General features: G+C 31.9%; 22 protein-coding genes. 10 read left to right on the forward strand and 12 right to left on the reverse strand.

What is annotated here, in order from left to right; genetic code table 11:
- Positions 1-90: 90 nt before the first annotated feature.
- Positions 91-342, reverse strand: a complete 252-nt coding sequence (locus tag ACU4C5_RS00870; protein ID WP_446845163.1) for a type B 50S ribosomal protein L31 — start codon at positions 340-342, stop codon at positions 91-93.
- A gap of 161 nt (positions 343-503) precedes the next feature.
- On the opposite strand from ACU4C5_RS00870, the gene ACU4C5_RS00875 reads away from it, so the two are divergent.
- From ACU4C5_RS00875 to ACU4C5_RS00905, 7 genes are all read left to right on the forward strand, one after another.
- Positions 504-1037 carry a DUF4199 domain-containing protein gene (locus ACU4C5_RS00875; protein WP_446845164.1) on the forward strand — a complete coding sequence of 178 codons (534 nt, stop codon included), beginning with the start codon at positions 504-506 and terminating at the stop codon, positions 1035-1037.
- Between the two features lie 44 nt (positions 1038-1081).
- The gene (locus ACU4C5_RS00880; RefSeq protein WP_446845165.1) at positions 1082-2029 is read left to right on the forward strand and encodes a glycosyltransferase family 2 protein; all 948 of its coding nucleotides are present in this window, start codon (positions 1082-1084) and stop codon (positions 2027-2029) included.
- 62 nt (positions 2030-2091) lie between these two features.
- The gene (locus tag ACU4C5_RS00885) at positions 2092-3819 is read left to right on the forward strand and encodes a phospho-sugar mutase (RefSeq protein ID WP_446845166.1); all 1728 of its coding nucleotides are present in this window, start codon (positions 2092-2094) and stop codon (positions 3817-3819) included.
- Positions 3819-5645 (forward strand): ABC transporter ATP-binding protein, encoded by a 1827-nt coding sequence (locus ACU4C5_RS00890; RefSeq protein ID WP_446845167.1) that lies wholly within the window; start codon positions 3819-3821, stop codon positions 5643-5645. Before ACU4C5_RS00885 ends, ACU4C5_RS00890 begins: the two co-directional genes overlap by 1 nt.
- 208 nt (positions 5646-5853) lie before the next feature.
- On the forward strand, positions 5854-6396 hold the full coding sequence (locus ACU4C5_RS00895; RefSeq protein ID WP_446845168.1) for an RNA polymerase sigma factor: 543 nt from the start codon (positions 5854-5856) through the stop codon (positions 6394-6396).
- A 32-nt stretch (positions 6397-6428) separates the two neighbouring features.
- Positions 6429-6932 (forward strand): hypothetical protein, encoded by a 504-nt coding sequence (locus ACU4C5_RS00900; protein WP_446845170.1) that lies wholly within the window; start codon positions 6429-6431, stop codon positions 6930-6932.
- The gene (locus tag ACU4C5_RS00905) at positions 6932-7378 is read left to right on the forward strand and encodes a sensor of ECF-type sigma factor (protein ID WP_446845171.1); all 447 of its coding nucleotides are present in this window, start codon (positions 6932-6934) and stop codon (positions 7376-7378) included. The genes ACU4C5_RS00900 and ACU4C5_RS00905 overlap by 1 nt, the downstream gene beginning before the upstream one ends.
- Before the next feature lie 39 nt (positions 7379-7417).
- Here the strand turns inward: ACU4C5_RS00905 and ACU4C5_RS00910 are convergent, their stop codons facing one another.
- The 9 genes from ACU4C5_RS00910 to ACU4C5_RS00950 form a co-directional block, all read right to left on the reverse strand.
- Positions 7418-8461: a WD40/YVTN/BNR-like repeat-containing protein gene (locus ACU4C5_RS00910; protein ID WP_446845172.1), complete on the reverse strand. Its 1044-nt coding sequence runs from the start codon at positions 8459-8461 to the stop codon at positions 7418-7420.
- Positions 8462-8542: 81 nt separating this feature from the next.
- Positions 8543-9238, reverse strand: coding sequence for an SCO family protein (locus ACU4C5_RS00915; RefSeq protein ID WP_446845173.1), 696 nt, complete (start codon positions 9236-9238; stop codon positions 8543-8545).
- Complete coding sequence (locus tag ACU4C5_RS00920) at positions 9216-9833, reverse strand: toxin-antitoxin system YwqK family antitoxin (protein ID WP_446845174.1); 618 nt, start codon at positions 9831-9833, stop codon at positions 9216-9218. The genes ACU4C5_RS00915 and ACU4C5_RS00920 overlap by 23 nt, the downstream gene beginning before the upstream one ends.
- Before the next feature lie 6 nt (positions 9834-9839).
- Complete coding sequence (locus ACU4C5_RS00925) at positions 9840-10592, reverse strand: YHYH protein (protein ID WP_446845175.1); 753 nt, start codon at positions 10590-10592, stop codon at positions 9840-9842.
- A gap of 80 nt (positions 10593-10672) precedes the next feature.
- Positions 10673-11761, reverse strand: a complete 1089-nt coding sequence (locus ACU4C5_RS00930) for a YHYH protein (RefSeq protein ID WP_446845176.1) — start codon at positions 11759-11761, stop codon at positions 10673-10675.
- A gap of 73 nt (positions 11762-11834) precedes the next feature.
- Positions 11835-12128 carry an EF-hand domain-containing protein gene (locus ACU4C5_RS00935; protein WP_446845177.1) on the reverse strand — a complete coding sequence of 98 codons (294 nt, stop codon included), beginning with the start codon at positions 12126-12128 and terminating at the stop codon, positions 11835-11837.
- Positions 12129-12261: 133 nt separating this feature from the next.
- A complete protein-coding gene (locus ACU4C5_RS00940; protein WP_446845178.1) occupies positions 12262-12765 on the reverse strand; it encodes a Spy/CpxP family protein refolding chaperone in 504 nt (167 codons plus the stop codon).
- Positions 12766-12772: 7 nt separating this feature from the next.
- Positions 12773-13096 carry a hypothetical protein gene (locus ACU4C5_RS00945; protein ID WP_446845179.1) on the reverse strand — a complete coding sequence of 108 codons (324 nt, stop codon included), beginning with the start codon at positions 13094-13096 and terminating at the stop codon, positions 12773-12775.
- Between the two features lie 41 nt (positions 13097-13137).
- Positions 13138-13716 (reverse strand): RNA polymerase sigma factor, encoded by a 579-nt coding sequence (locus ACU4C5_RS00950; protein ID WP_446845180.1) that lies wholly within the window; start codon positions 13714-13716, stop codon positions 13138-13140.
- A gap of 77 nt (positions 13717-13793) precedes the next feature.
- On the opposite strand from ACU4C5_RS00950, the gene ACU4C5_RS00955 reads away from it, so the two are divergent.
- The 3 genes from ACU4C5_RS00955 (at position 13794) to purL (ending at position 19921) form a co-directional block, all read left to right on the forward strand.
- The gene (locus ACU4C5_RS00955) at positions 13794-15005 is read left to right on the forward strand and encodes an RsmB/NOP family class I SAM-dependent RNA methyltransferase (protein WP_446845181.1); all 1212 of its coding nucleotides are present in this window, start codon (positions 13794-13796) and stop codon (positions 15003-15005) included.
- A gap of 16 nt (positions 15006-15021) precedes the next feature.
- A complete protein-coding gene (locus tag ACU4C5_RS00960) occupies positions 15022-16077 on the forward strand; it encodes an endonuclease (protein ID WP_446845183.1) in 1056 nt (351 codons plus the stop codon).
- Positions 16078-16234: 157 nt separating this feature from the next.
- The gene (gene purL / locus ACU4C5_RS00965; RefSeq protein WP_446845184.1) at positions 16235-19921 is read left to right on the forward strand and encodes a phosphoribosylformylglycinamidine synthase; all 3687 of its coding nucleotides are present in this window, start codon (positions 16235-16237) and stop codon (positions 19919-19921) included.
- Between the two features lie 87 nt (positions 19922-20008).
- On the opposite strand, the gene ACU4C5_RS00970 is transcribed toward purL, so the two are convergent.
- Positions 20009-20464, reverse strand: coding sequence for a hypothetical protein (locus ACU4C5_RS00970; protein WP_446845185.1), 456 nt, complete (start codon positions 20462-20464; stop codon positions 20009-20011).
- Positions 20455-21018 carry a hypothetical protein gene (locus tag ACU4C5_RS00975; RefSeq protein ID WP_446845186.1) on the reverse strand — a complete coding sequence of 188 codons (564 nt, stop codon included), beginning with the start codon at positions 21016-21018 and terminating at the stop codon, positions 20455-20457. Before ACU4C5_RS00975 ends, ACU4C5_RS00970 begins: the two co-directional genes overlap by 10 nt.
- Positions 21019-21185: the final 167 nt, after the last annotated feature.

Consider the following 21185-nt stretch of genomic DNA (forward strand, 5'->3'; position numbering starts at 1 on the left):
ACGTTCTGCGGAATCAAAAATAGCTTAAATATTAAAAATAAAAAAGCCTTTCTATATAGAAAGGCTTTAACAAAAATATCTTGTACTAAATTATTTTTTGAATTTAGCGTATTTGTTTTTGAATTTATCAATACGACCAGCAGTATCAACTAATTTAGATTTACCAGTGTAAAATGGGTGAGAAGTTCTAGAAATCTCCAATTTGATTAATGGATATTCAACACCTTCAACCTCTAAAGTTTCGTTAGTATTTGCCGTTGACTTAGTTAAAAATACGTCTTCGTTAGACATGTCTTTAAATGCTACTAGTCTATAATTTTCTGGATGTATACCTTTTTTCATCGCTAATGCTTTATTATCGTTTCGTTTTTTCGAGTTGCAAATTTAAGGATTATTTCCAAATATGCAACCTTTTTTTTGTTTTTTTATTATCTACGTTTGTTGTAACAAATTTACACAAAAGAATACTAACAATTACATTATAACTAATAAATCATCATTTTATGGAAAAAAAATTAAAATCAATAGCACTAAATTACGGTGTATACCTTGGAGTATTACTTGTTTTAATAACAGTAGTAGCATATGTTGCTAACTTAGAATTACTAGTTAACTTTTGGCTAAATCTTATCATTTTACCCTTAACAATAATTACTTTTGGTATTGTTTCTGCCCTAAAAGCTAAAAGTATTTTAAATACTTTCATCTCTTTTAAGCAAGCATTTTCTTCTTATTTCATAACTGTTGCTATCGGATTAATAATAACTACAGTAGTTACAGTAATCCTTTTTAACTTTATAGATCCGGATGCGGCAATTCAACTTAAAGAAATTTCAATCCAAAAATCTACAGAATTAATGGAGAATTTAGGAGCAAAAGCTAGCGACATTGAAAAAGCAATTACTACTATAGAAGAGCAAGATACTTTTGCTATTGTTACGCAATTTCGTGCCTTAGCACAGAGTTTAATTTTCTTTGTAATCATAGGATTAATTATTGCAGTTTCAATGAAAAAGAAAGATCCTAACGCAGCTTAAATAATTTCTTTATTTTTGATACTTCTAATATTGAAATCATTTACATGAATATATCAGTAGTTATACCACTACTCAACGAACAGGATTCGTTAACAGAACTCCATGATTGGATTGCTAAAGTTATGCAGTCCAATCATTTTTCGTATGAAATAATTTTTATTGACGACGGAAGTACCGATAAATCTTGGCACACTATTGTAGCATTATCACAAAAAGACAGCAATGTAAAAGGGATTCGTTTTTTTAAAAACTTCGGAAAATCGCAAGCTTTACACGCAGGTTTTGAAAAAGCAGAAGGTGATGTTGTCATTACTATGGATGCCGATTTGCAAGATAACCCAGAAGAAATCCCTGAACTTTACAACATGATTGTAAAAGAGGGGTTTGATATGGTTTCGGGTTGGAAAAAGAAACGTTACGATTCTGTACTCTCTAAAAATATGCCGTCTAAATTATTTAATTGGGCCGCTAGAAAAACATCTGGAGTACAACTTAATGACTTTAACTGCGGTTTAAAATCGTACAAAAAAAACGTCGTCAAACAAATTGATGTAAATGGTGAAATGCACCGCTACATCCCAGTACTTGCTAAAAATGCTGGTTTTTCTAATATTGGAGAAAAAATTGTAAAACATCAAGCCCGAAAATACGGTGATACTAAATTTGGTATGGAACGTTTTATACACGGTTTTTTAGATTTAATCACCATTTGGTTTTTATCTCGCTTCGGAAAACGCCCTATGCACCTTTTTGGTGCTTTAGGATTTATAATGCTTGCCATAGGTTTTGGATTTTCTATGTATCTTGGGATTGATAAATTATTTTTAAATCCAACAGGCCGTTTAATTACACAGCGCCCGCAATTTTACATCGCCTTAGTTACCATGATTATTGGAACTCAATTTTTTGTTGCAGGATTTTTAGGCGAAATCATTTTACGTACAAAACAAGACAGAAAACGCTACACCATACAAAGCAAACTTAACTTATAAGTTTTAGATTAAAATGAATAGCATTCTATCTGCTTAATTTCACATCTCAAAAAACGCAGTATATGACACATATTGAACCAGAATTATTAAAAACTGTAAATAGTTGGTTAACCTCAACTTTTGATATAGATACTCAAAATAAAATAAAAGATTTAATAGCAACAAACCCTACCGAACTTCAAGAAAGTTTTTACAAAAATTTAGAATTTGGTACTGGTGGAATGCGTGGCGTTATGGGCGTTGGAACCAACCGTATTAACAAATATACGCTTGGAAAAAACACACAAGGTTTAAGTAATTATTTAGCTAAATCATTTCCTAACGAACCTTTAAAAGTAGTAATCGCTTATGATTGCAGACACAATAGTAAATCGCTAGCAAAAGTGGTAGCCGATGTGTTTTCAGCAAATAATATTGAAGTCTATTTATTTGAAGATCTTCGTACCACTCCCGAGTTATCTTTTGCTGTAAAGCATTTAAACTGTCACTGCGGAATTGTACTTACCGCATCTCACAACCCACCAGAATACAACGGATACAAAGTATATTGGCAAGATGGCGGACAATTAGTACCACCACAAGATCATGAAGCTATTGCTGAAATTAATGCTTTAGATTATGCCGAAATTAAATTTGAAGCAAACACAAATCTTATTCATTATATAGGTGAAGATGTTGATAACGTATTTATTGATGCTTCAGTAAAAAACGGAAGTTTTACAACCCAAGATGCAAAAGATAAATTATCAATTGTATTTACATCACTTCACGGAACATCGGTTACTGCTATTCCTGAAACCTTAAAACGTGCAGGATACAAAACCGTACATATTGTTGAAGAACAAGCAGTACCTAATGGCGATTTTCCAACGGTAAAATCTCCAAACCCAGAAGAACCAGAAGCTTTAAAAATGGCTTTAGAATTAGCCGATAAAACACAAGCAGATATTGTTATTGGTACAGATCCAGATAGTGATCGTTTAGGGATTGCCGTACGCGACCTTAACAATAACATGGTATTACTTAACGGTAACCAAACCATGGTAATGATGACGGAATTCTTACTAAAAAAATGGAAAAACAATAACAAACTTAACAATAACGAGTTTATTGGAACCACAATTGTATCTACTCCAATGATGCAACAACTGGCCGATGCCTTTAATGTAGAATGTAAAATTGGACTTACAGGCTTCAAATGGATAGCTAAAATGATTAAAGATTTCCCTAACCAAGATTTTATTGGTGGTGGTGAAGAAAGTTTTGGTTTTATGGTTGGCGACTTTGTAAGAGATAAAGATGCCGTAACCTCTACCCTTTTGGCTTGTGAAATTGCAGCTCAAGCAAAAGCAGATGGAGGCTCCTTTTTTGAAGGTCTTTTAGAAGCGTATACTAAGTATGGTTTTTACAAAGAACATTTAGTATCTATTACTAAAAAAGGCATTGAAGGTGCAGAAGAAATTAAACAAATGATGGTTGATGCACGTAAAAACCCATTAAAAGAAGTGAACGGATCTAAAGTTGTAAAAATTGAAGATTATCAATTATCTATTATAAAAAACATCCTTACAGGAGAAGAAACAACTATTGATATTCCAAAATCTAACGTTTTAATCTACTTTACAGCAGACGGTAGTAAAATTGCCTTACGCCCAAGTGGCACTGAACCTAAAATTAAATTCTATATTAGTGTAAACACAACTTTAGACAATGTGACAGTATTTAATGCTACGGAACAGAAATTGGATGCTCAAATAAAAGCGATCTTAACAGATCTTAAATTAAATTAATGGACTATCTCAAAAAAATCTCACCATTTATAATACCGTATAAAAAATACGGATATCTCAACATTTTTTTCAATGTACTTTACGCACTATTTAGCACATTAGCTATGGTAGCATTAATGCCAATGATTAATGTGTTATTTGGTGAAACAAAAAAATTAACAGTAAAACCTGTCTACCAAGGCATCACAGAACTTAAAGCGTATGGTGAAGGGTATTTAAACTATTTTGTAACCACTACAAATGCAGCCGAAGGACCGCAACGCACCTTACTGTACATGATTATATTAATCATAAGTCTGTTTTTACTTAAAAATATTTTCAATTATCTCGCACTTTATTTTATTACCTTTCTAAGAAATGGCGTATTAAAAGACTTAAGAAATGCGATTTACAACAAAGTGATTACCTTGCCTATTTCGTATTATTCCGAAAAGAAAAAAGGAGATATCATTGCGCGTATTTCTGGTGATGTTAATGAAGTTAAAAACTCATTATTAGCCGTATTAGAACTGATTGTAAAAGAACCATTAACTATTGTTTTTGCAATTGTTACAATGTTTACAATTTCAACAAAACTTACCATTTTTGTATTTATATTTATTCCTGTTGCAGGATTTATAATTTCTAGAATAGGAAAAAGTTTAAAGAAAAAATCTGGAAAAGTACAAGCCGAACAAGGTGTGTTTTTATCTACTTTAGAAGAAACTCTTAGTGGTTTAAAAGTGATAAAAGGTTTTAATGCTGAAGAAAAATTCAACACTAAATTTCAAGAATCAACAAATAAATTCTACCATTTTTCAAACACTTTATTAAACCGTCAAAATTTAGCATCACCTACAAGTGAGTTTTTAGGAATTGCTACAATTGCTGCTTTATTATGGTATGGTGGTACAATGGTTTTAATAGACCACAGTCTTTCTGGAGGTGCTTTTATTACCTATATGGCATTGGCATATCAAATTTTAACACCTGCAAAAGCTATTAGTAAAGCGAGTTATAAAGTGAAAGCTGGTAATGCTGCCGCAGATCGTGTGCTAGAAGTTATTGAAACACCTTCAACACTTGAAGATAAACCTAACGCAATTACAAAAGCCGATTTTACACAACAAATTATAGTTGATAACGTCTCTTTTAAATACGAAGATGATTACGTCTTAAAAAACTTTTCAATTACTGTTCCTAAAGGAAAAACTATTGCTTTAGTTGGACAATCTGGAAGTGGAAAAAGTACTATAGCAAACCTAGTAACTCGTTTTTACGATGTTAACGAAGGACAAATTACTATTGATGGCGAAGACATTAGAGATCTTACTAAACACTCTCTAAGAAACCTTATGGGATTAGTAACGCAAGATTCTATTCTATTTAATGAAACAATAAAAAATAATATTCTTATCGGAAAACAAGATGCTACAGACGAGGAAATTATTAACGCCTTAAAAATAGCAAATGCTTGGGAGTTTGTAAAAGATCTACCTAAAGGTATTGATACTAATATTGGAGATTCAGGTGGAAAACTTTCTGGAGGACAAAAACAACGTTTAAGTATTGCGCGTGCTGTTCTTAAAAACCCACCACTTATGATTTTGGACGAAGCAACATCAGCACTAGATACCGAAAGCGAACGTTTGGTACAAGTTGCTCTTGAAAACATGATGAAAAACAGAACGTCTATTGTGATTGCTCACCGTTTGTCAACTATTCAAAATGCAGATGAAATTATAGTCATGCAAAAAGGAGAAATTGTTGAACAAGGAACTCATAACCAATTACTATCTAAAAATGGTGTTTACAAAAAACTTGTAGAGATGCAAAGTTTCGAATAAAAACAACTTCATTTTATAAAAAAGAAAAGGATGTACTATAATAGTGCATCCTTTTCTTTTTTATCATCAGTTTTAGGTATAACTGATTGATAATTTCATGACAAACCTAATCTTTTAAAAACCATCAAATTAATAAGACTTAAAAAAATAAACAGATTATTAATTAAACTTTTATAACTTCCGTGAGTCTAAAAAATAAAGATTTTTTTTGAATACAGAACACGATTTACTACAAAGGTTAACTAATGAGCATACCAAAGAGGTGGCTTTTAGAGAACTTTTATCACAATACAAAGAGCGCTTATATTGGCATATAAGAAAAATTGTATTGTCGCATGATGATGCCGATGATGTAGTTCAAAATACTTTTATAAAAGTGTATAAAAACATACACAACTTTAAAGGAGACAGTAAATTATTTTCATGGATGTATCGTATTGCTACCAACGAATCGATTACACATTTAAATAAAAAAGCAAAACGCTTACAAATATCAAACGAAGAATACCAGCAACAAGCGATCAATAACTTAAAAGCCGATGTATATTTTGAAGCTGACGAAATTCAACAAAAATTACAAGAAGCCGTAGCAACATTACCAAGAAAACAGCAATTGGTATTTAATATGAAATATTTTGACGATATTAAATACGCCGAAATGTCTGAAATATTAGAAACTAGTGAAGGCGCTTTAAAAGCATCATATCATATTGCAGTAAAAAAAATAGAACAATTTTTAACCAGAGATTAAACCTTTTACTTATTTAATAGTCAAAGAAACAAATGAATAACAATAAATTACATACAGTCAAAACTTCAGGATTTAAAACTCCCAACAACTATTTCAACGAAATAGAAGACGTTATATGTAACGCCGCAAAATTGTCTGACACCATAAAAACACCAGGATTTAAAACCCCTGATAATTATTTTGATTCACTTGAAGTAAAAATTACAACCGCTATTGAAAAAGCACACACACCAAAAGTGATTCCTTTATTTTCATGGCAAAAAGTGATGGCTATTTCGGCAGTAGCAGCAGTAGTTTTACTAATGTTTAACCTGTCGTCAACCTCAACAACAAACAGCTTAGGATTTTCGGATATAGAAACTGCTTCAATTGAAAGTTATATTTCTGAAGAAGATTTTACTACCGAAGATTTTTCAGCTTTAATTAATGAAAACCAATTAAGTTATAGCAACTTTACAGATAATAGTTTAACAGATGCCTCAATTGAAGAATACCTTATTGAAAACGCATCTATTGAAGATTTAATAATAGACTAATGAAAAAACTACTAACACCCCTACTCTTTTTATGCATAAGTTTTAGCCTATTCTCACAAAAAAGCGAGGATAAAGCTCAGCGTATAAAAACTTTAAAAGTCGCTTTCATTACTGAACGTTTAAACCTTTCGGAAAAAGAAGCACAACAATTTTGGCCTGTTTATAATACTTTTGATCTTGAAGAAGATATGCTAAGAAAAACAGCTCACGAAAAAAGAAAGCAAATAAAAGACGATATCACCGAAGCGAAAGCTAAAATTATCTTAGACGATTTAATTAAGTTTGAAAGTGAAAAACTAACATTAAAACTCGATTATATAGATAGTTTGAAAACAGTAATTAGTGATAAAAAAATTATATTACTAAAACTTGCCGAAGAAGACTTTAGACGAAAAATGTTTGAAGAATATAAAAACCGTCATAAAGAAGACAAAAAATCAAATTAAAAAAAAGCAGCCAATTGGCTGCTTTTTTATTATCTGTTATTAAAATATCAATTTGCTAATACTACCGTTTCCTCCGGCATAAGCGGTTGAGTCGTTTAAAAACCTAATGGTATAAAAACCTTCATCACTTAAATGTTGCCAAGTATTTCCCGCATCATTACTACAATCTATTCCTTTAAAACCTACAGCTACTAATTTTTTAGCATTACTATTTGGCACATATTGTACGCAACTTCTATACCCAGGACCTTTATTATTAGCGACAACTTTCCATGTTTTACCGCCATCTTTAGTTCTTATTTTATTATTTAATGTGGCTTCTGGTTTTGTATAATCGCCACCAATGGCGAAACCATTTTCTTCATCATAAAAATCTAAACTATATATACCTGTAGTTTCTAAACCCTGTACAATAGGGGTCTCAAAAACCGTCCATGTTTTTCCTCTATCTGGCGAAAACAATACTCTACTTGCCTTTCCTCCTGTGGCTACCCAAGTTTTATCACCTACAATAGCAATATTAGTATCACTTGCAGCAAAAGCAGCCTCTCCTTCTTTTATGTTTGGTAAAACATTACAAGATAATTTCTCCCAAGTTTCTCCTGCATCTCTTGTGATAATAATACTTAGGCAATTATCTGTAGGATCTCCAATAGCAATGCCTTCTCGATCGTTCCAGAAATCCATAGCATCATAGAATACTTTTTCGTGATTTTCTCTGTAAACAATTTTTAAAGAATCATCATCAATTTTATATAATAGAGCCGGAGAGCCAATACTTAATATAAAACCAGCTTTTTTTGTTACTGCTAATGCTCTAAAATTTGGAATTATAGTATCTTCTTTTAATTGAAAAGTTAAACGCGCCTCTTCATCAATTAAACTCTTACTTACCCCTCCTATTTTGCCTTGAGATGTAGCAAAAGCACCAAGCCCTTTATCGTCAATCTCAAAAGCTCGAACATTTAAAGTAGAGTCTTTTAATAAAGGATTTATTTCAACCTGAGATATCGTTTTAGTTTTTATTTCAGAATTACAAGACACCAAAATAGTACTCAATAAGAAAATAATTAGTAACCGCATTACGTTTTTTTTTATAAATATATAAAAAGCTTCATGAATACACATGAAGCTTTTTACTTTACAATTAAACTACTAGGAGCACTACCCCTCTACTTGTAATGCTTTAATATCTGTTATTAATTGTTTAATAGAAGCTCTATTTAATCCGTTATAAATACCTCTTATATGTTTATTTTTATCAATAAGTAAAAAGTTTTCGGTGTGAAGAAAATCATCTATATCTTTTGTTTCACCTAAGTCGTTTTCTATAAAGTATTGATGTCTTCCAAGGTTATAAATTTCAGTTTTATCACCTGTTACCAAATGCCATTTATCTGCTATAACTCCGTTTTCTTTTGCATATTTTAATAGTACAGAAACAGAATCTTTTGTTGGGGTTACCGAATGTGATAGGAATTTAACGTCGTTATCATTTAAAAACTCTTCTTGTAAAGTAAACATACTACCTGTCATTTTAGGACAAATCCCTGGGCAACTTGTAAAAAAGAAATCAGTAACATATATCTTGTTTTCAAAAGTTTTTTGTGTCACATCTTCACCTAACTGATTGGTTAATGAAAATTCAGAAATCTTATGAAACTTTTTTTCAGCATCACTATTAGGCACCAACCAATGTGGTGTAAAAGACGCATCATTATAATAGGGCAAGTAATCTACTCTACTAGTTTCTTCAACCTTAATATTTTCCTTTTTTATATTTTGATTACAACTAATAAACATTGCAAAAAAAACTATAAAAAGGAGTCCTGATATTTTATTTTGTAACCAATTTTTCATCTTCTAATTTATAACATGAGTTTGCCCTTTTCATTCCGAAAATTCGTCCATTTTTAGCTTCGTAATTAACATATAACTTTCCGTTAATTAACCATGCTTTTTGAATGCCGTTTTCTCTACCTTCCTTCAATTGTCTTACTTTTGAAAGTTCTCCAGTTGAGAACCATTGTCGTTCTTCACCTTCTTTTTTACCTTTTACATAATTTACTTGTAAAGATAACGTACCATTTTCCCACCAACTTTCATAAAGTCCTGTGAGTTTATTTTGTTTGTAATATGATTGAATACGGAGATTTCCATTGTTAGACCATGTTTCAGCAACACCTTCTCTTTTTCCGTTGTAAAACCCTAATCGTTCTATAGTAGTTCCTGCAGCATTAATTTTTTCTGAATATCCATTAAATGGTATATCATTATAATACCAAACGCCTTGATTTTGATTTAACACTAACTCTTTTTTATTTACAGTAAGTGCATTAATTTCTTTTACAGGATCTGTAAATAATGCAATACTTTCCTGTTGTTCTTCATTTTTACAATTATAAAAGATGAACAACAAAACAAACGCTAAAAAAAAGTTAGTATTAAGTTTCATAATAAATTAATAACCTTGGTACGGACCTGCAAATGCAATATATGATCCTGTTGTTGAATATAATTCGTTAATAATATGGTAGTGATATTCTTCTACACCATCTGTATATTGAGTTGTAGAGGTATGCCCTCCTGAACTATCTAAATCTGTTGGATATGTTCCGGTAACGCTACATTTTCTTCCGTAAAGGAAAACACCATCTAATAATACACCAACTAAAGCATCGTCATCATCAGAAAAAGCTCTTGGTTCTAAATGATAATGGTATACTCCTGGTCCAATATGTGCTCCAGTCCAATCTAAACTTGCAGCTGCTGCATCTAAAGCTCCTCCACCTTCTTGATCGTTAAATATTGAAGCACCACTAACAGCAATTCCAATAGTATCAAAATCTGTTGCAACGGTACTTCCTGTTAAATTTGGAGTTGCATCAACCGTAATTGTTACGGCATTATTATTACTAGACATGATACTTGGAGTCACCTCTACTGTTGGTTCATCTAGATATAAATCATTTCCCTCTCCCCAATATACCGTTTCATGGTTTGGAATACCTGTGCTCTCTATAACTACGTTACTTCCATCTAAATAAATGGTTGTTGCATCTGTATTAAAAGCCGCATAAGCAGCGTGTAAAGTGGTCACTTCTCCTCCTGCTGTATCACCTTCTGAAGCATCACTAGTATCATCACTTGCGCAACCTACCAACATCACCGTAAATAGGCTTAATATTGCACTTGTTATAATTAATTTTTTCATAAATCTTAGGGTTTATTAATTAGTATTTTACTTTTAGATGTGTTTAAAAAAATAAACTTGCGAATTATTTCTTAAAAAGATTAACGACGACCTCCTGGACGTTGATTTTCTCTTTTTGAAAGTGTAGTTAATTCTTCTTTTGATAAAAACGCATCATTATTAGTATCTATTTTTGAAAAATCTTGAGCTAAAGGTCCTTTTACTTCTGTTTTTGATAATTTTCCGTTATTATCACTATCCATCTGTTCAAATAAATCATCAACGCTTAATCTTTCACCTCCATTTGGTGGACCTTGATGCGCTTCCTTAGTAACTTCTCCCATTAAACAACGACTTACGTACGGAAACTCATCGGTAACCAAATACATATAATCACCATCAATACTTATTCCGTTACACTCATCTAAATCCCCTGAACCTTCAATAAATTCAAAATCTGAAGTATAGGTTCCATCATGATGTCCTCCTACAGAAAGATCAATTGAATTATGAGGGTTTTCATATGTACAGTCTTCACCATCTCTATGACCATCAACCAATTTATAACTTGGTTTATATGCGCTAGTTTTAGAATAATAAATAGGAAACCCATCATGAGCAAATCCAATATGTACCAAATCTTCCCCCATATCAAACTCTTCAATAACTGCTGTTGGTGTACCATGATAATGATAAGCTCCGGTTGGCTGAACGTGAGCATGATTAAAATCTAGCCCTAAATCAATAACATCTTGTAAAGCTTCTACTCTATAATTTTCACCAGTATCACAGGCTACAACTTCAGCTGTTCCTGGCTCAAACTTAATACCGTTTAAAGCGACACTCGGTTCTCTAACCCACTCTGGTTTTCCTGTGTAAACTGGATGAACAGGAAATGTATAGGTTACATTTTGAGATGAAATAGTATTAGGATTTCCTTTACTAGGAAATTGACCTGTTTTATGATCTGGTAACGAATTAGTTATCATAGTTCGCGTATCACCATCTACCGTAACTACTGTATTGGTTCCGTAACTTTCACTATTTAAAGTATAGGACTCAAAATAGTTTTTATGATGATGTGACGAAGCATTGTGAGTATGACCATCATTATCATGTTGAGTTGTATTTTTATTACTATTACACCCTATAAAACTAAATAGCAATGCTCCTATTATTAGATATTTCATAATTTCCTCGTTTATAAATTACCTTCGCTATCTAAAATTCATTTAAAGAAGGTAATCCTATATTTTTAATTTACTATCTTTTTGATGGACGTTCTCTTTTTGGTTTTGGAGCATTTTCTAATTCTTCTTTTGAAATAAATCCGTCCTCATCAGTATCAATAGTTGCAAAATCATCTTTTAAAGGTCCTTTTACTTCATCTTTAGATAATTTTCCATCTTCATTAGCATCCATCTCTTTTAATAATTTTTCAAAACTCGGTTTTTCTCTTCCTTCTTTTTTATCTGAAGATTGTGCGTTTGTTGTTACTGTAAATAATGACATTAGCATTACTAATGCAATTCCTGTTTTAATTTTTTGAGTGTTCATGGTATTGTGTTTTAATTGTTATATAACTTTAGATGATATCTTTTAGGTAAACTTGTGTCTGCTTTTGTTAAAAAAATCACAATAAAAAAGGCTCTTAAATTAATGAGAGCCTTTTTAGTAAATATTAGTAAGTTTAATGTCGTGGTGGTGGTGGGTTTTCGTTCTCATCTCGACCTCTTCTTTCGTGATCTGGAGCTCCTACTCTTTCCCCTCCTTTAAGTGACTTTTCAATTAAATTTTTAAATTCTTTTTTTTGTGTATCGTTACAAAGTGCTCTTATACTTTTAAAGTATTTAAAAGATAGTAAATCTTTTTGTTTTTCATTTTCACCAATACGAGATGCTATAGAATCTATTACAATAGCATCTTCAATATCTTGATACGAGCGGATAAATAACTCGTGTTTTAACTCTTGTAATTCCTTTAAAAGATCTTCAATATTTTTATGATGATTTTTATTAAGCTTTTTAAACTCCTGCATTTGAGCGGCATCAAAATTGAGTTCTTTACTTAAAAAATCTCCTGGCCCTTTATTGCCTTGATGAGCTTCTGGTCGTCCCAAATAGTTAACTAAAAAAAAGCCATTAGCTAAAATTAAAAAAACGAGTAGTATATAGAGAATTAAATTTTTCTTCATTTCTAAATTAATTTAATACAGAATAATCTGATGATACGGATAAACCGTAAGAATCTGCAAATTCCTGTACATTATCATTATAAGTACTTGAATTTAAATTCATAAATGCAAATACATTAAGTAATACAAAGCAAACTAAAGTTGCTAATTGTAGTTTTGGTGTAAACCATGCCCAAACTACAGCTTGTTTTTCGGACTGTTTTGCAAACATACGTTGCATGGTTTTTTCCTTAAAAAATGGCGATAAATCAGCTTTTTCAAGATGATCTGCGCTATCTATAATAGCGTTAATTTTATGTTGCATGCCTTTCATGTCTTCTTGTGTTTTCATAATCTAAAAATTTAGATGCTATTTTTCTAAATAACTTGCGCTCAACTATTATTTTTATAAAAGTTTTTTAAAATATCTTGTAAATTTTTCTTTGCCCTAAACATTAAAGACTCTACAGAACTGATACTTTTCTGGGTAATTTCACTAATTTCCTGATAACTTTTACTATCAATTTTATGAAGTGTAAACACAATACGTTGTGCTTCTGGCAACTTATTAATAGCTAAAAATAAAGTTTCGCTAGTTTCTTTTTGCTCCAAAACAATCCCAGGATGCGTAATTTCTGTAAAATAATTAGTTTTATCTATAGGAACAACTCTTCCGGTTATAGATTCTAAAAAAGCAAAACGTTTTTTGGTGTTTTTTTTTCTAATAAACTCTAAACACTTATTGGTGGTAATTCTATAAATCCATGTAGAGAGTTTAGAGTCACCTTTAAACTTATGAATAGAGTTAAAAACTTCCACAAAAACATCTTGAGCAAGGTCTTCGGCATCCTCTTTATTGGGCACAAAAGAGATACATGTTGCAAACACTTTTTGCTGAAAAGCATCTAGCAATTTACCATACGCAATTTGCGAACCTGCTTTTAAATCGTCTATAAATGTTTTAGAATCCAATAATTTATTTTGAAAGGCTAAAATTAGGTAAAATAATCAACAAAATAAGCGTATATTTGTAGGCTTAATTTTTTACGATGCGTTTACATAGAAACTTATGTTTTGCCACAATTGATGGTTTAACTTTAATATTTAATGAAGGGGCTTATGCCGATAAAGTAATTCAACAACTCTTAAAAAGAGATAAACGTTGGGGAAGCCGAGATCGTGCATTTGTTGCCGAAACCACCTACGATATTGTAAGATGGAAACGCTTGTATGCTGAAATAGCAGAAGTTAAAGAACCGTTTAGTAGAGACGACAATTGGCGTCTTTTTGCTGTTTGGGCTACTCTAAAAGGTATTAAATTACCTGATTGGAAGTATTTTGAAAAAACACCTACAAGAAAAATTAAAGGCCGTTTTGATGAACTTTCAAAAACAAGAAGATTCCGTGATTCTATTCCTGATTGGATGGATGAATTAGGTGCTAAAGAACTTGGTGAGGAGTTATGGACTAAAGAAATTGCTAAGCTTAACGAACAAGCAGATGTAATTCTTAGAGTAAATACTTTAAAGACAAACAAAACAGACTTGCAACTTAAATTGCAATCGGAAGATATAGAAACCGAATTTTTACCTAACCATGTTTCAGCTTTAAAGCTAAAAGAACGTGCTAATGTATTTAAAACCGAAGCTTTTGCTTCAGGTTGGTTTGAAGTACAAGATGCTTCTTCTCAATTAGTAGCTGAATTTCTGGATGTAAAACCAGGAATGAAAGTTATTGATACTTGCGCTGGTGCTGGAGGAAAATCGCTTCATCTTGCCAATTTAATGGAGAACAAAGGGCAACTTATTGCCATGGATATCTATGAAGGAAAACTTAAAAAACTTAAAATTAGAGCCAAACGTAATGGTGCTCATAATATTGAGTTAAAAGTTATAGATTCAACAAAACCAATTAAAAAATTATACGGTAAAGCAGATAGAGTTCTTATTGATGCGCCATGTTCTGGATTAGGTGTTTTACGTAGAAACCCTGATGCTAAATGGAAATTACAACCTGAATTTATTCAAAATATTGTAGAAACGCAACAACAAATTCTTCAACAATACTCACGTATGGTGAAAGTTGGTGGAAAATTAGTTTACGCTACATGCTCTATATTACCTTCTGAAAATCAAAATCAAGTAAAAACGTTCTTAGCTTCTGAAGATGGAAAAGATTTCACTTTAGTAAAAGATAAAAACGTATACGCTCACGAATCTGGATTTGACGGATTCTACATGGCTTTATTAGAAAAGAAATAAAAAAAATTCAAATACAATGAAACACATTTACGCTTTTATTTTAACTGCTTTTTTTAGTTTAAATATATTTGCACAACAAGCTTATTATAACAATGTTGACTTAACACTTACTGGCGTTGCCTTAAAAGAAGAGTTAGCAACAAAAATAATTAGTACTCACACCCACACATTATCATATGGTTGGGGAAGTGTACAAGCTACAGATGTTAATCCGGATGACTCATCTAGCATCTTTTTAATATATGGTTGGGAATCTGGTTCAGATTCAGACTGTACAAATGATTTAGAACGTGGTATTAATGAAAATGGTGGTGATAACTGTGAATTTAATAGAGAACACGTATACGCCAAAGGATTAGCGACTCCAAGCTTGAATAATTCTGGTCCAGGTGCAGATGCTCATCATTTAAGAGCTAGTGATGTACAAAGAAATAACACTAGAGGTAGTTTACCTTTTGCTGATGGTAGTGGAAATTCAGGAAAAGTAAACACTAACCAAAACTGGTATCCTGGAGATGAATGGAAAGGTGATGTTGCACGAATTATAATGTATATGTATTTACGTTATGGCGAACAATGCTTACCATCAAATGCAGGAGTTGGTACTACTGCAAATACACCAGATGAAATGATTGACTTGTTTTTAGAGTGGAATGCTGAAGATCCTGTTGTTGATGGCGGTATAGAAGATCAAAGAAATGATTATATTGAAAACACTAGTAATACTTACGGACAAGGTAACAGAAACCCTTTTATTGACGATCCTTATTTAGCAACACTTATTTGGGGTGGAGATGCTGCCGAAGACCGTTGGGGAACATTATCTACTACTGATTTTGAAATTACTAACATTAAAATATATCCTAATCCTGCAAACAATTTACTTCACGTAGATTTAAATACGCAAGCAGAAACAGCTATTGAAATATATAGTTTACTAGGACAAAGAGTAATGAATATAACAACAAGTCACTCAGAAATATTAAACATTCAAGATCTTAATTCTGGTGTTTATATCTTAAAACTAACACAAGGCACTAAAACAATCAGTAAAAAACTGATTAAAAACTAAGTGTTTTACACATATTCTAAAAAGCGACTCTTACCAGTCGCTTTTTTTTGTTTAAAACATCGTGAATAACTCGTAATTTTCACACCTATAAATAGTTCTTATTACGTCTAAAAAAAGTAAATTTGCATTTTTACAACAATACAAACACTCACATATAATGATTCATTTCTTTGGAAACGTAAGCGGTAAAGTATTTACTGTTCAAACAACAAAAGAATTATCTTCTAAAACCATATCTAAATTAGTATGGCTTTTTGGTAATCAACCTATAATTGAACAAGCATCTCTAGATGCTTTTTTTGTTGGCCCACGTGCAGCAATGATAACGCCTTGGAGTACTAACGCCGTAGAGATTACCCAAAACATGGGGATTTCTGATATAATTCGTATTGAAGAATTTACAGCTGTTGCTGAAGATTTTTCTGATTTCGATCCAATGATTTCTCAAAAATATGAAAGCTTAACTCAAGACGCTTTTAATGTTTCGGTACAACCAGAAGCTATTTTAGAAATCGAAGATATTTCAGCATATAACCAAAAAGAAGGTTTAGCACTTAATGACGAAGAAATTGAATACTTAAAAAGTGTTTCAAAGAAAATCGGTAGAAAGCTAACAGATTCTGAAGTTTTTGGATTCTCTCAAGTAAATTCAGAACACTGTCGTCATAAAATCTTCAACGGAACTTTTATTATTGACGGCGAAGAAAAAGACGTGTCTTTATTCAAAATGATTAGAGAAACATCTAACAAAAACCCTAATGATATTGTTTCGGCATATAAAGATAATGTGGCATTTGTAAAAGGTCCAGTTGTTGAACAATTTGCACCTAAAACAGCAGATAAGCCAGATTATTATCAAACTCAAAATTACGAATCTGTAATTTCATTAAAAGCAGAAACTCATAATTTCCCAACAACTGTTGAGCCTTTTAATGGAGCTGCAACCGGTTCGGGTGGAGAAATTAGAGACAGACTTGCAGGAGGAAAAGGATCTTTACCTTTAGCAGGAACTGCAGTTTATATGACGTCATATTCTAGATTAGAAGAAAATCGTCCTTGGGAACAAAAAACAGATGCTCGTCCTTGGTTATACCAAACACCAATGGATATTTTAATAAAAGCGAGTAATGGAGCTTCAGATTTTGGAAACAAATTTGGTCAACCATTAATCACTGGTTCTGTTTTAACTTTTGAACATAACGAAAACGCATCATCAAGTACATCACCTGCAAGAAAATTAGGTTACGACAAAGTAATTATGCAAGCTGGTGGTATTGGTTACGGGAAAGCAGATCAAGCACTAAAAGACACACCAAAAGAAGGCGATAAAATTGTTATTCTTGGTGGTGATAATTACCGTATTGGAATGGGTGGAGCTGCTGTATCATCAGCAGATACTGGAGAATTTGCTTCAGGAATTGAATTAAATGCTGTACAACGTTCTAATCCAGAAATGCAAAAACGTGCTGCAAATGCAGTTCGTGGAATGGTTGAAAGTGAAGAAAACTTTATTGTTTCTATTCACGATCATGGTGCTGGTGGACATTTAAATTGTTTATCGGAATTAGTAGAAGATACAGGAGGTAAAATTGATTTAGATAAATTACCTGTTGGAGACCCTACTCTATCGGCTAAAGAAATTATAGGTAACGAATCTCAAGAACGTATGGGATTAGTAATTGCCGAAAAACATATTGATACATTACAAAAAATTGCAGAACGTGAGCGTTCACCAATGTACACCGTTGGTGATGTTACAGGAAACGATCGTTTTACTTTTGAATCTAAAACTACTGGTGAAAAACCAATGGATTTAGCTTTAGAAGATATGTTTGGTTCTTCTCCAAAAACAATAATGACAGATAAAACTGTTATCAGAAAATATAAAAACCCACGCTACAAAACTAAAAACTTAAAAATCTATTTAGACCAAGTATTACAATTAGAAGCTGTAGCTTGTAAAGATTGGTTGACAAATAAAGTAGACCGTTGTGTTGGTGGTAAAGTTGCAAAACAACAATGTGTTGGTCCGTTACAAATTCCTTTAAATAATGTTGGTGTTATGGCACTAGATTATAACGGAAAAGAAGGAATTGCAACAAGTATTGGTCATGCACCTATTTCGGCATTAATTCATCCAGATGCTGGAAGTAGAAATGCAATTACCGAATCGCTAACCAATATTGTTTGGGCACCTTTAAAAGATAATTTAAAAAGTGTGGCCTTATCTGCAAACTGGATGTGGCCTTGTAAAAATGAAGGTGAAGATGCACGTTTATACAAAGCTGTACAAGCGGTTTCAGAATTTGCTATAGATTTAGGTATTAATGTTCCTACAGGAAAGGATTCGCTTTCTATGAAACAAAAATATCCTAATGAAGAGGTAATTTCTCCAGGAACTGTAATTATTTCGGCAGCAGGAAACTGTAATGAAATTTCTAAAGTTGTTGAACCTCTTTTACACGCTCAAGGCGGAAATATTTATTATATAAATATCTCTCAAGATGAATTTAAATTAGGAGGAAGTTCTTTCTTTCAAGCTTTAAATGCTATTGGGAATGAAACTCCAGATGTAAAAAGTGCCGCTTTTGTAAAGAATGCATTTGATACCATCCAAGAGTTAATAAAAGCAGATAAAATTACAGCAGGACACGATGTTGCTTCTGGTGGATTAATTACTACATTATTAGAATTATGTTTTGCTGATGTAAACTTAGGAGCAGATTATAATCTTTCTCAATTAAATGAAGAAGACTCTATTAAAGTTCTTTTTTCTGAAAATGCAGGACTTGTTTTTCAAGCAGATGCTTCGGTTGAAACTGTTTTAACTGAAAATAATATCGAATTTTTCAATATTGGAACTGCGAATACTTCAGGAACAATTACTATTAAAAATAACGACGATGAATTTGCTTTCAATGTTACAGAACTAAGAGATACGTGGTATAAAACCTCTTTCTTATTAGATCAAAAACAAACAGCAAATAATTTAGCTCAAAACAGGTTTGATAATTATAAAAATCAACCTTTAACGTATACATTCCCTGAAAACTTTACAGGAAAGTTACCGGTGATTTCAAATTCAGCAGAAAAACCAAAAGCAGCAATAATTCGCGAGAAAGGATCTAATTCTGAACGCGAAATGGCAAACGCTATGTATTTAGCTGGCTTTGATGTAAAAGATGTACACATGACCGATTTAATTTCTGGTCGTGAAACACTTGAAGACATTCAATTTATTGGAGCTGTTGGAGGATTTTCTAATTCAGATGTTTTAGGTTCAGCAAAAGGTTGGGCAGGAGCTTTCTTATATAATGAAAAAGCAAACACAGCTTTAAAGAATTTCTTTAAAAGAGAAGATACATTATCTGTTGGTATTTGTAATGGATGTCAACTTTGGATGGAATTAGACTTAATTAATCCTGAACATAAAGTTCACGGAAAAATGGTTCATAATGATTCTATGAAGCACGAAAGTTCTTTTACTTCAGTAAAAATTCAGGAAAACAATTCGATAATGCTATCTAGTTTAGCAGGAACAGAATTAGGAGTTTGGATTTCTCATGGAGAAGGAAAATTCAACTTACCAGAATCTGAAGACAACTATAATATTGTTGCAAAATACGGTTATGAAGGTTATCCTAATAATCCAAATGGATCAGATTTTAACACAGCAATGTTATCTGATAAATCAGGAAGACACTTAGTAACAATGCCACATATTGAGCGTTCTACTTTTCAATGGAACTGGGCAAATTACCCTGCCGAAAGACAAGATGAAGTATCGCCTTGGCTAGAAGCTTTTGTAAATGCTAAAGAATGGATTTTGTCTCAAAACAAATAAAATTCAAAGACATATAATATGCAAAAAGCGGTTTAAGACTCATATCTTAAACCGCTTTTTTATGATTCAATCTCAAGAAATAAATCTTTATTTTTCAGACTTAAATCTATCAATAATTAGTTTTTTTAACTGTAATATTCTATGTGTTAATTTTCCGCGTTTCCTTAAAATAGGAATACTTAAAATCACCAATAACGCAATACATGCTGCAGATCCTAATCCGCCACCAAAACCATAAAAAAAGGCACTGGTATTGATGAATATTATTGTAAATACTGATCCAGAGAGTCCTATTAAAAAATAATTTGATAATATTTTTGAAGACACCATTCCTACAAATGAAGCACCAAAACAAACTAAAGGTAAGTTTTTAGTAAAAAATGGAGACAATACATTTGGGAATATTAAAACAAATAATCCTACCAAAACACCCACAATTGAAGATGCTCTAACAGCACCTTGCTTATAGGTGTGCTGTAAAACAAAAGTAAATACTGCTGAGAGTCCTCCTATAACAAGAAGTATAAAATGATTTATATCCATTGTGAAAATAAAAAAGTGATAAAAAAAGCAATCGCAACCCCACCAAAAGCTAAGGTTCCCAACTTACCTCCTACACCATGAAATGCATCTTTTGTACCTACTAATAATAAACCAGTAATAACACTCGCTAAAGAGATAAAAATATAATCTGGAGCAACACTCACATTTGTCATTCCTACAAAAGCTCCACAATATACAGCGGTTGGCAACCCTTTAATAAACACATTATTTTTAAATAGATTAGGAACAAAGCTAACAACCAACCCTACCAAACCAGCAGATAAAACACTACTCAAACCAAATGAAACCGATAAAAGATAAGTTATAATCGCACCAAAAAACACAAAAGCTATAGTAAGTACATGCTCAAAAGTATGATTCTCGGCACTTAAATTAGTTTTTTTATAGGTAACCAAAAGTAGTATTAGTGATAGGATAATAAAAGCTGAAACAAAAAGATTATTCTGTTTTTCAAATAAAATGGCAGCTAAAAATCCTAAATGAGAAATTATTATTAAAATAAAAGAAAGCTGTTTTACGTGCTTTTTAATCATGTGTCTTGTTTAATACACTTCAAAAGTACAAATTATTAAAACGCTAGCTTTCATAATAAGAAGGCTTTTTACATCAAAACTCAATAACACTTAAAATAGCGTTAAACTATATCATTTCCCATTAGTATTTTTTATATCTTTATTCTTTAAATATTCAATTCATTTTA

The sequence above is a fragment of the Lacinutrix undariae genome, assembly GCF_052934785.1.

Bases quoted from the DNA above. Each gene is read 5' to 3' on its own strand.
- ACU4C5_RS00920 (WP_446845174.1), bottom strand. From the start codon at position 9,833: ATGAAACTTAATACTAACTTTTTTTTAGCGTTTGTTTTGTTGTTCATC.
- ACU4C5_RS00885 (WP_446845166.1), top strand. From the start codon at position 2,092: ATGACACATATTGAACCAGAATTATTAAAAACTGTAAATAGTTGGTTA.
- ACU4C5_RS00890 (WP_446845167.1), top strand. From the start codon at position 3,819: ATGGACTATCTCAAAAAAATCTCACCATTTATAATACCGTATAAAAAA.
- ACU4C5_RS00935 (WP_446845177.1), bottom strand. From the start codon at position 12,128: ATGAACACTCAAAAAATTAAAACAGGAATTGCATTAGTAATGCTAATG.
- ACU4C5_RS00925 (WP_446845175.1), bottom strand. From the start codon at position 10,592: ATGAAAAAATTAATTATAACAAGTGCAATATTAAGCCTATTTACGGTG.
- ACU4C5_RS00875 (WP_446845164.1), top strand. From the start codon at position 504: ATGGAAAAAAAATTAAAATCAATAGCACTAAATTACGGTGTATACCTT.
- ACU4C5_RS00975 (WP_446845186.1), bottom strand. From the start codon at position 21,018: ATGATTAAAAAGCACGTAAAACAGCTTTCTTTTATTTTAATAATAATT.
- ACU4C5_RS00940 (WP_446845178.1), bottom strand. From the start codon at position 12,765: ATGAAGAAAAATTTAATTCTCTATATACTACTCGTTTTTTTAATTTTA.
- ACU4C5_RS00905 (WP_446845171.1), top strand. From the start codon at position 6,932: ATGAAAAAACTACTAACACCCCTACTCTTTTTATGCATAAGTTTTAGC.
- ACU4C5_RS00960 (WP_446845183.1), top strand. From the start codon at position 15,022: ATGAAACACATTTACGCTTTTATTTTAACTGCTTTTTTTAGTTTAAAT.
- ACU4C5_RS00910 (WP_446845172.1), bottom strand. From the start codon at position 8,461: ATGCGGTTACTAATTATTTTCTTATTGAGTACTATTTTGGTGTCTTGT.
- ACU4C5_RS00930 (WP_446845176.1), bottom strand. From the start codon at position 11,761: ATGAAATATCTAATAATAGGAGCATTGCTATTTAGTTTTATAGGGTGT.
- ACU4C5_RS00970 (WP_446845185.1), bottom strand. From the start codon at position 20,464: ATGGATATAAATCATTTTATACTTCTTGTTATAGGAGGACTCTCAGCA.
- ACU4C5_RS00870 (WP_446845163.1), bottom strand. From the start codon at position 342: ATGAAAAAAGGTATACATCCAGAAAATTATAGACTAGTAGCATTTAAA.
- ACU4C5_RS00900 (WP_446845170.1), top strand. From the start codon at position 6,429: ATGAATAACAATAAATTACATACAGTCAAAACTTCAGGATTTAAAACT.
- ACU4C5_RS00915 (WP_446845173.1), bottom strand. From the start codon at position 9,238: ATGAAAAATTGGTTACAAAATAAAATATCAGGACTCCTTTTTATAGTT.
- purL (WP_446845184.1), top strand. From the start codon at position 16,235: ATGATTCATTTCTTTGGAAACGTAAGCGGTAAAGTATTTACTGTTCAA.
- ACU4C5_RS00880 (WP_446845165.1), top strand. From the start codon at position 1,082: ATGAATATATCAGTAGTTATACCACTACTCAACGAACAGGATTCGTTA.
- ACU4C5_RS00955 (WP_446845181.1), top strand. From the start codon at position 13,794: ATGCGTTTACATAGAAACTTATGTTTTGCCACAATTGATGGTTTAACT.
- ACU4C5_RS00945 (WP_446845179.1), bottom strand. From the start codon at position 13,096: ATGAAAACACAAGAAGACATGAAAGGCATGCAACATAAAATTAACGCT.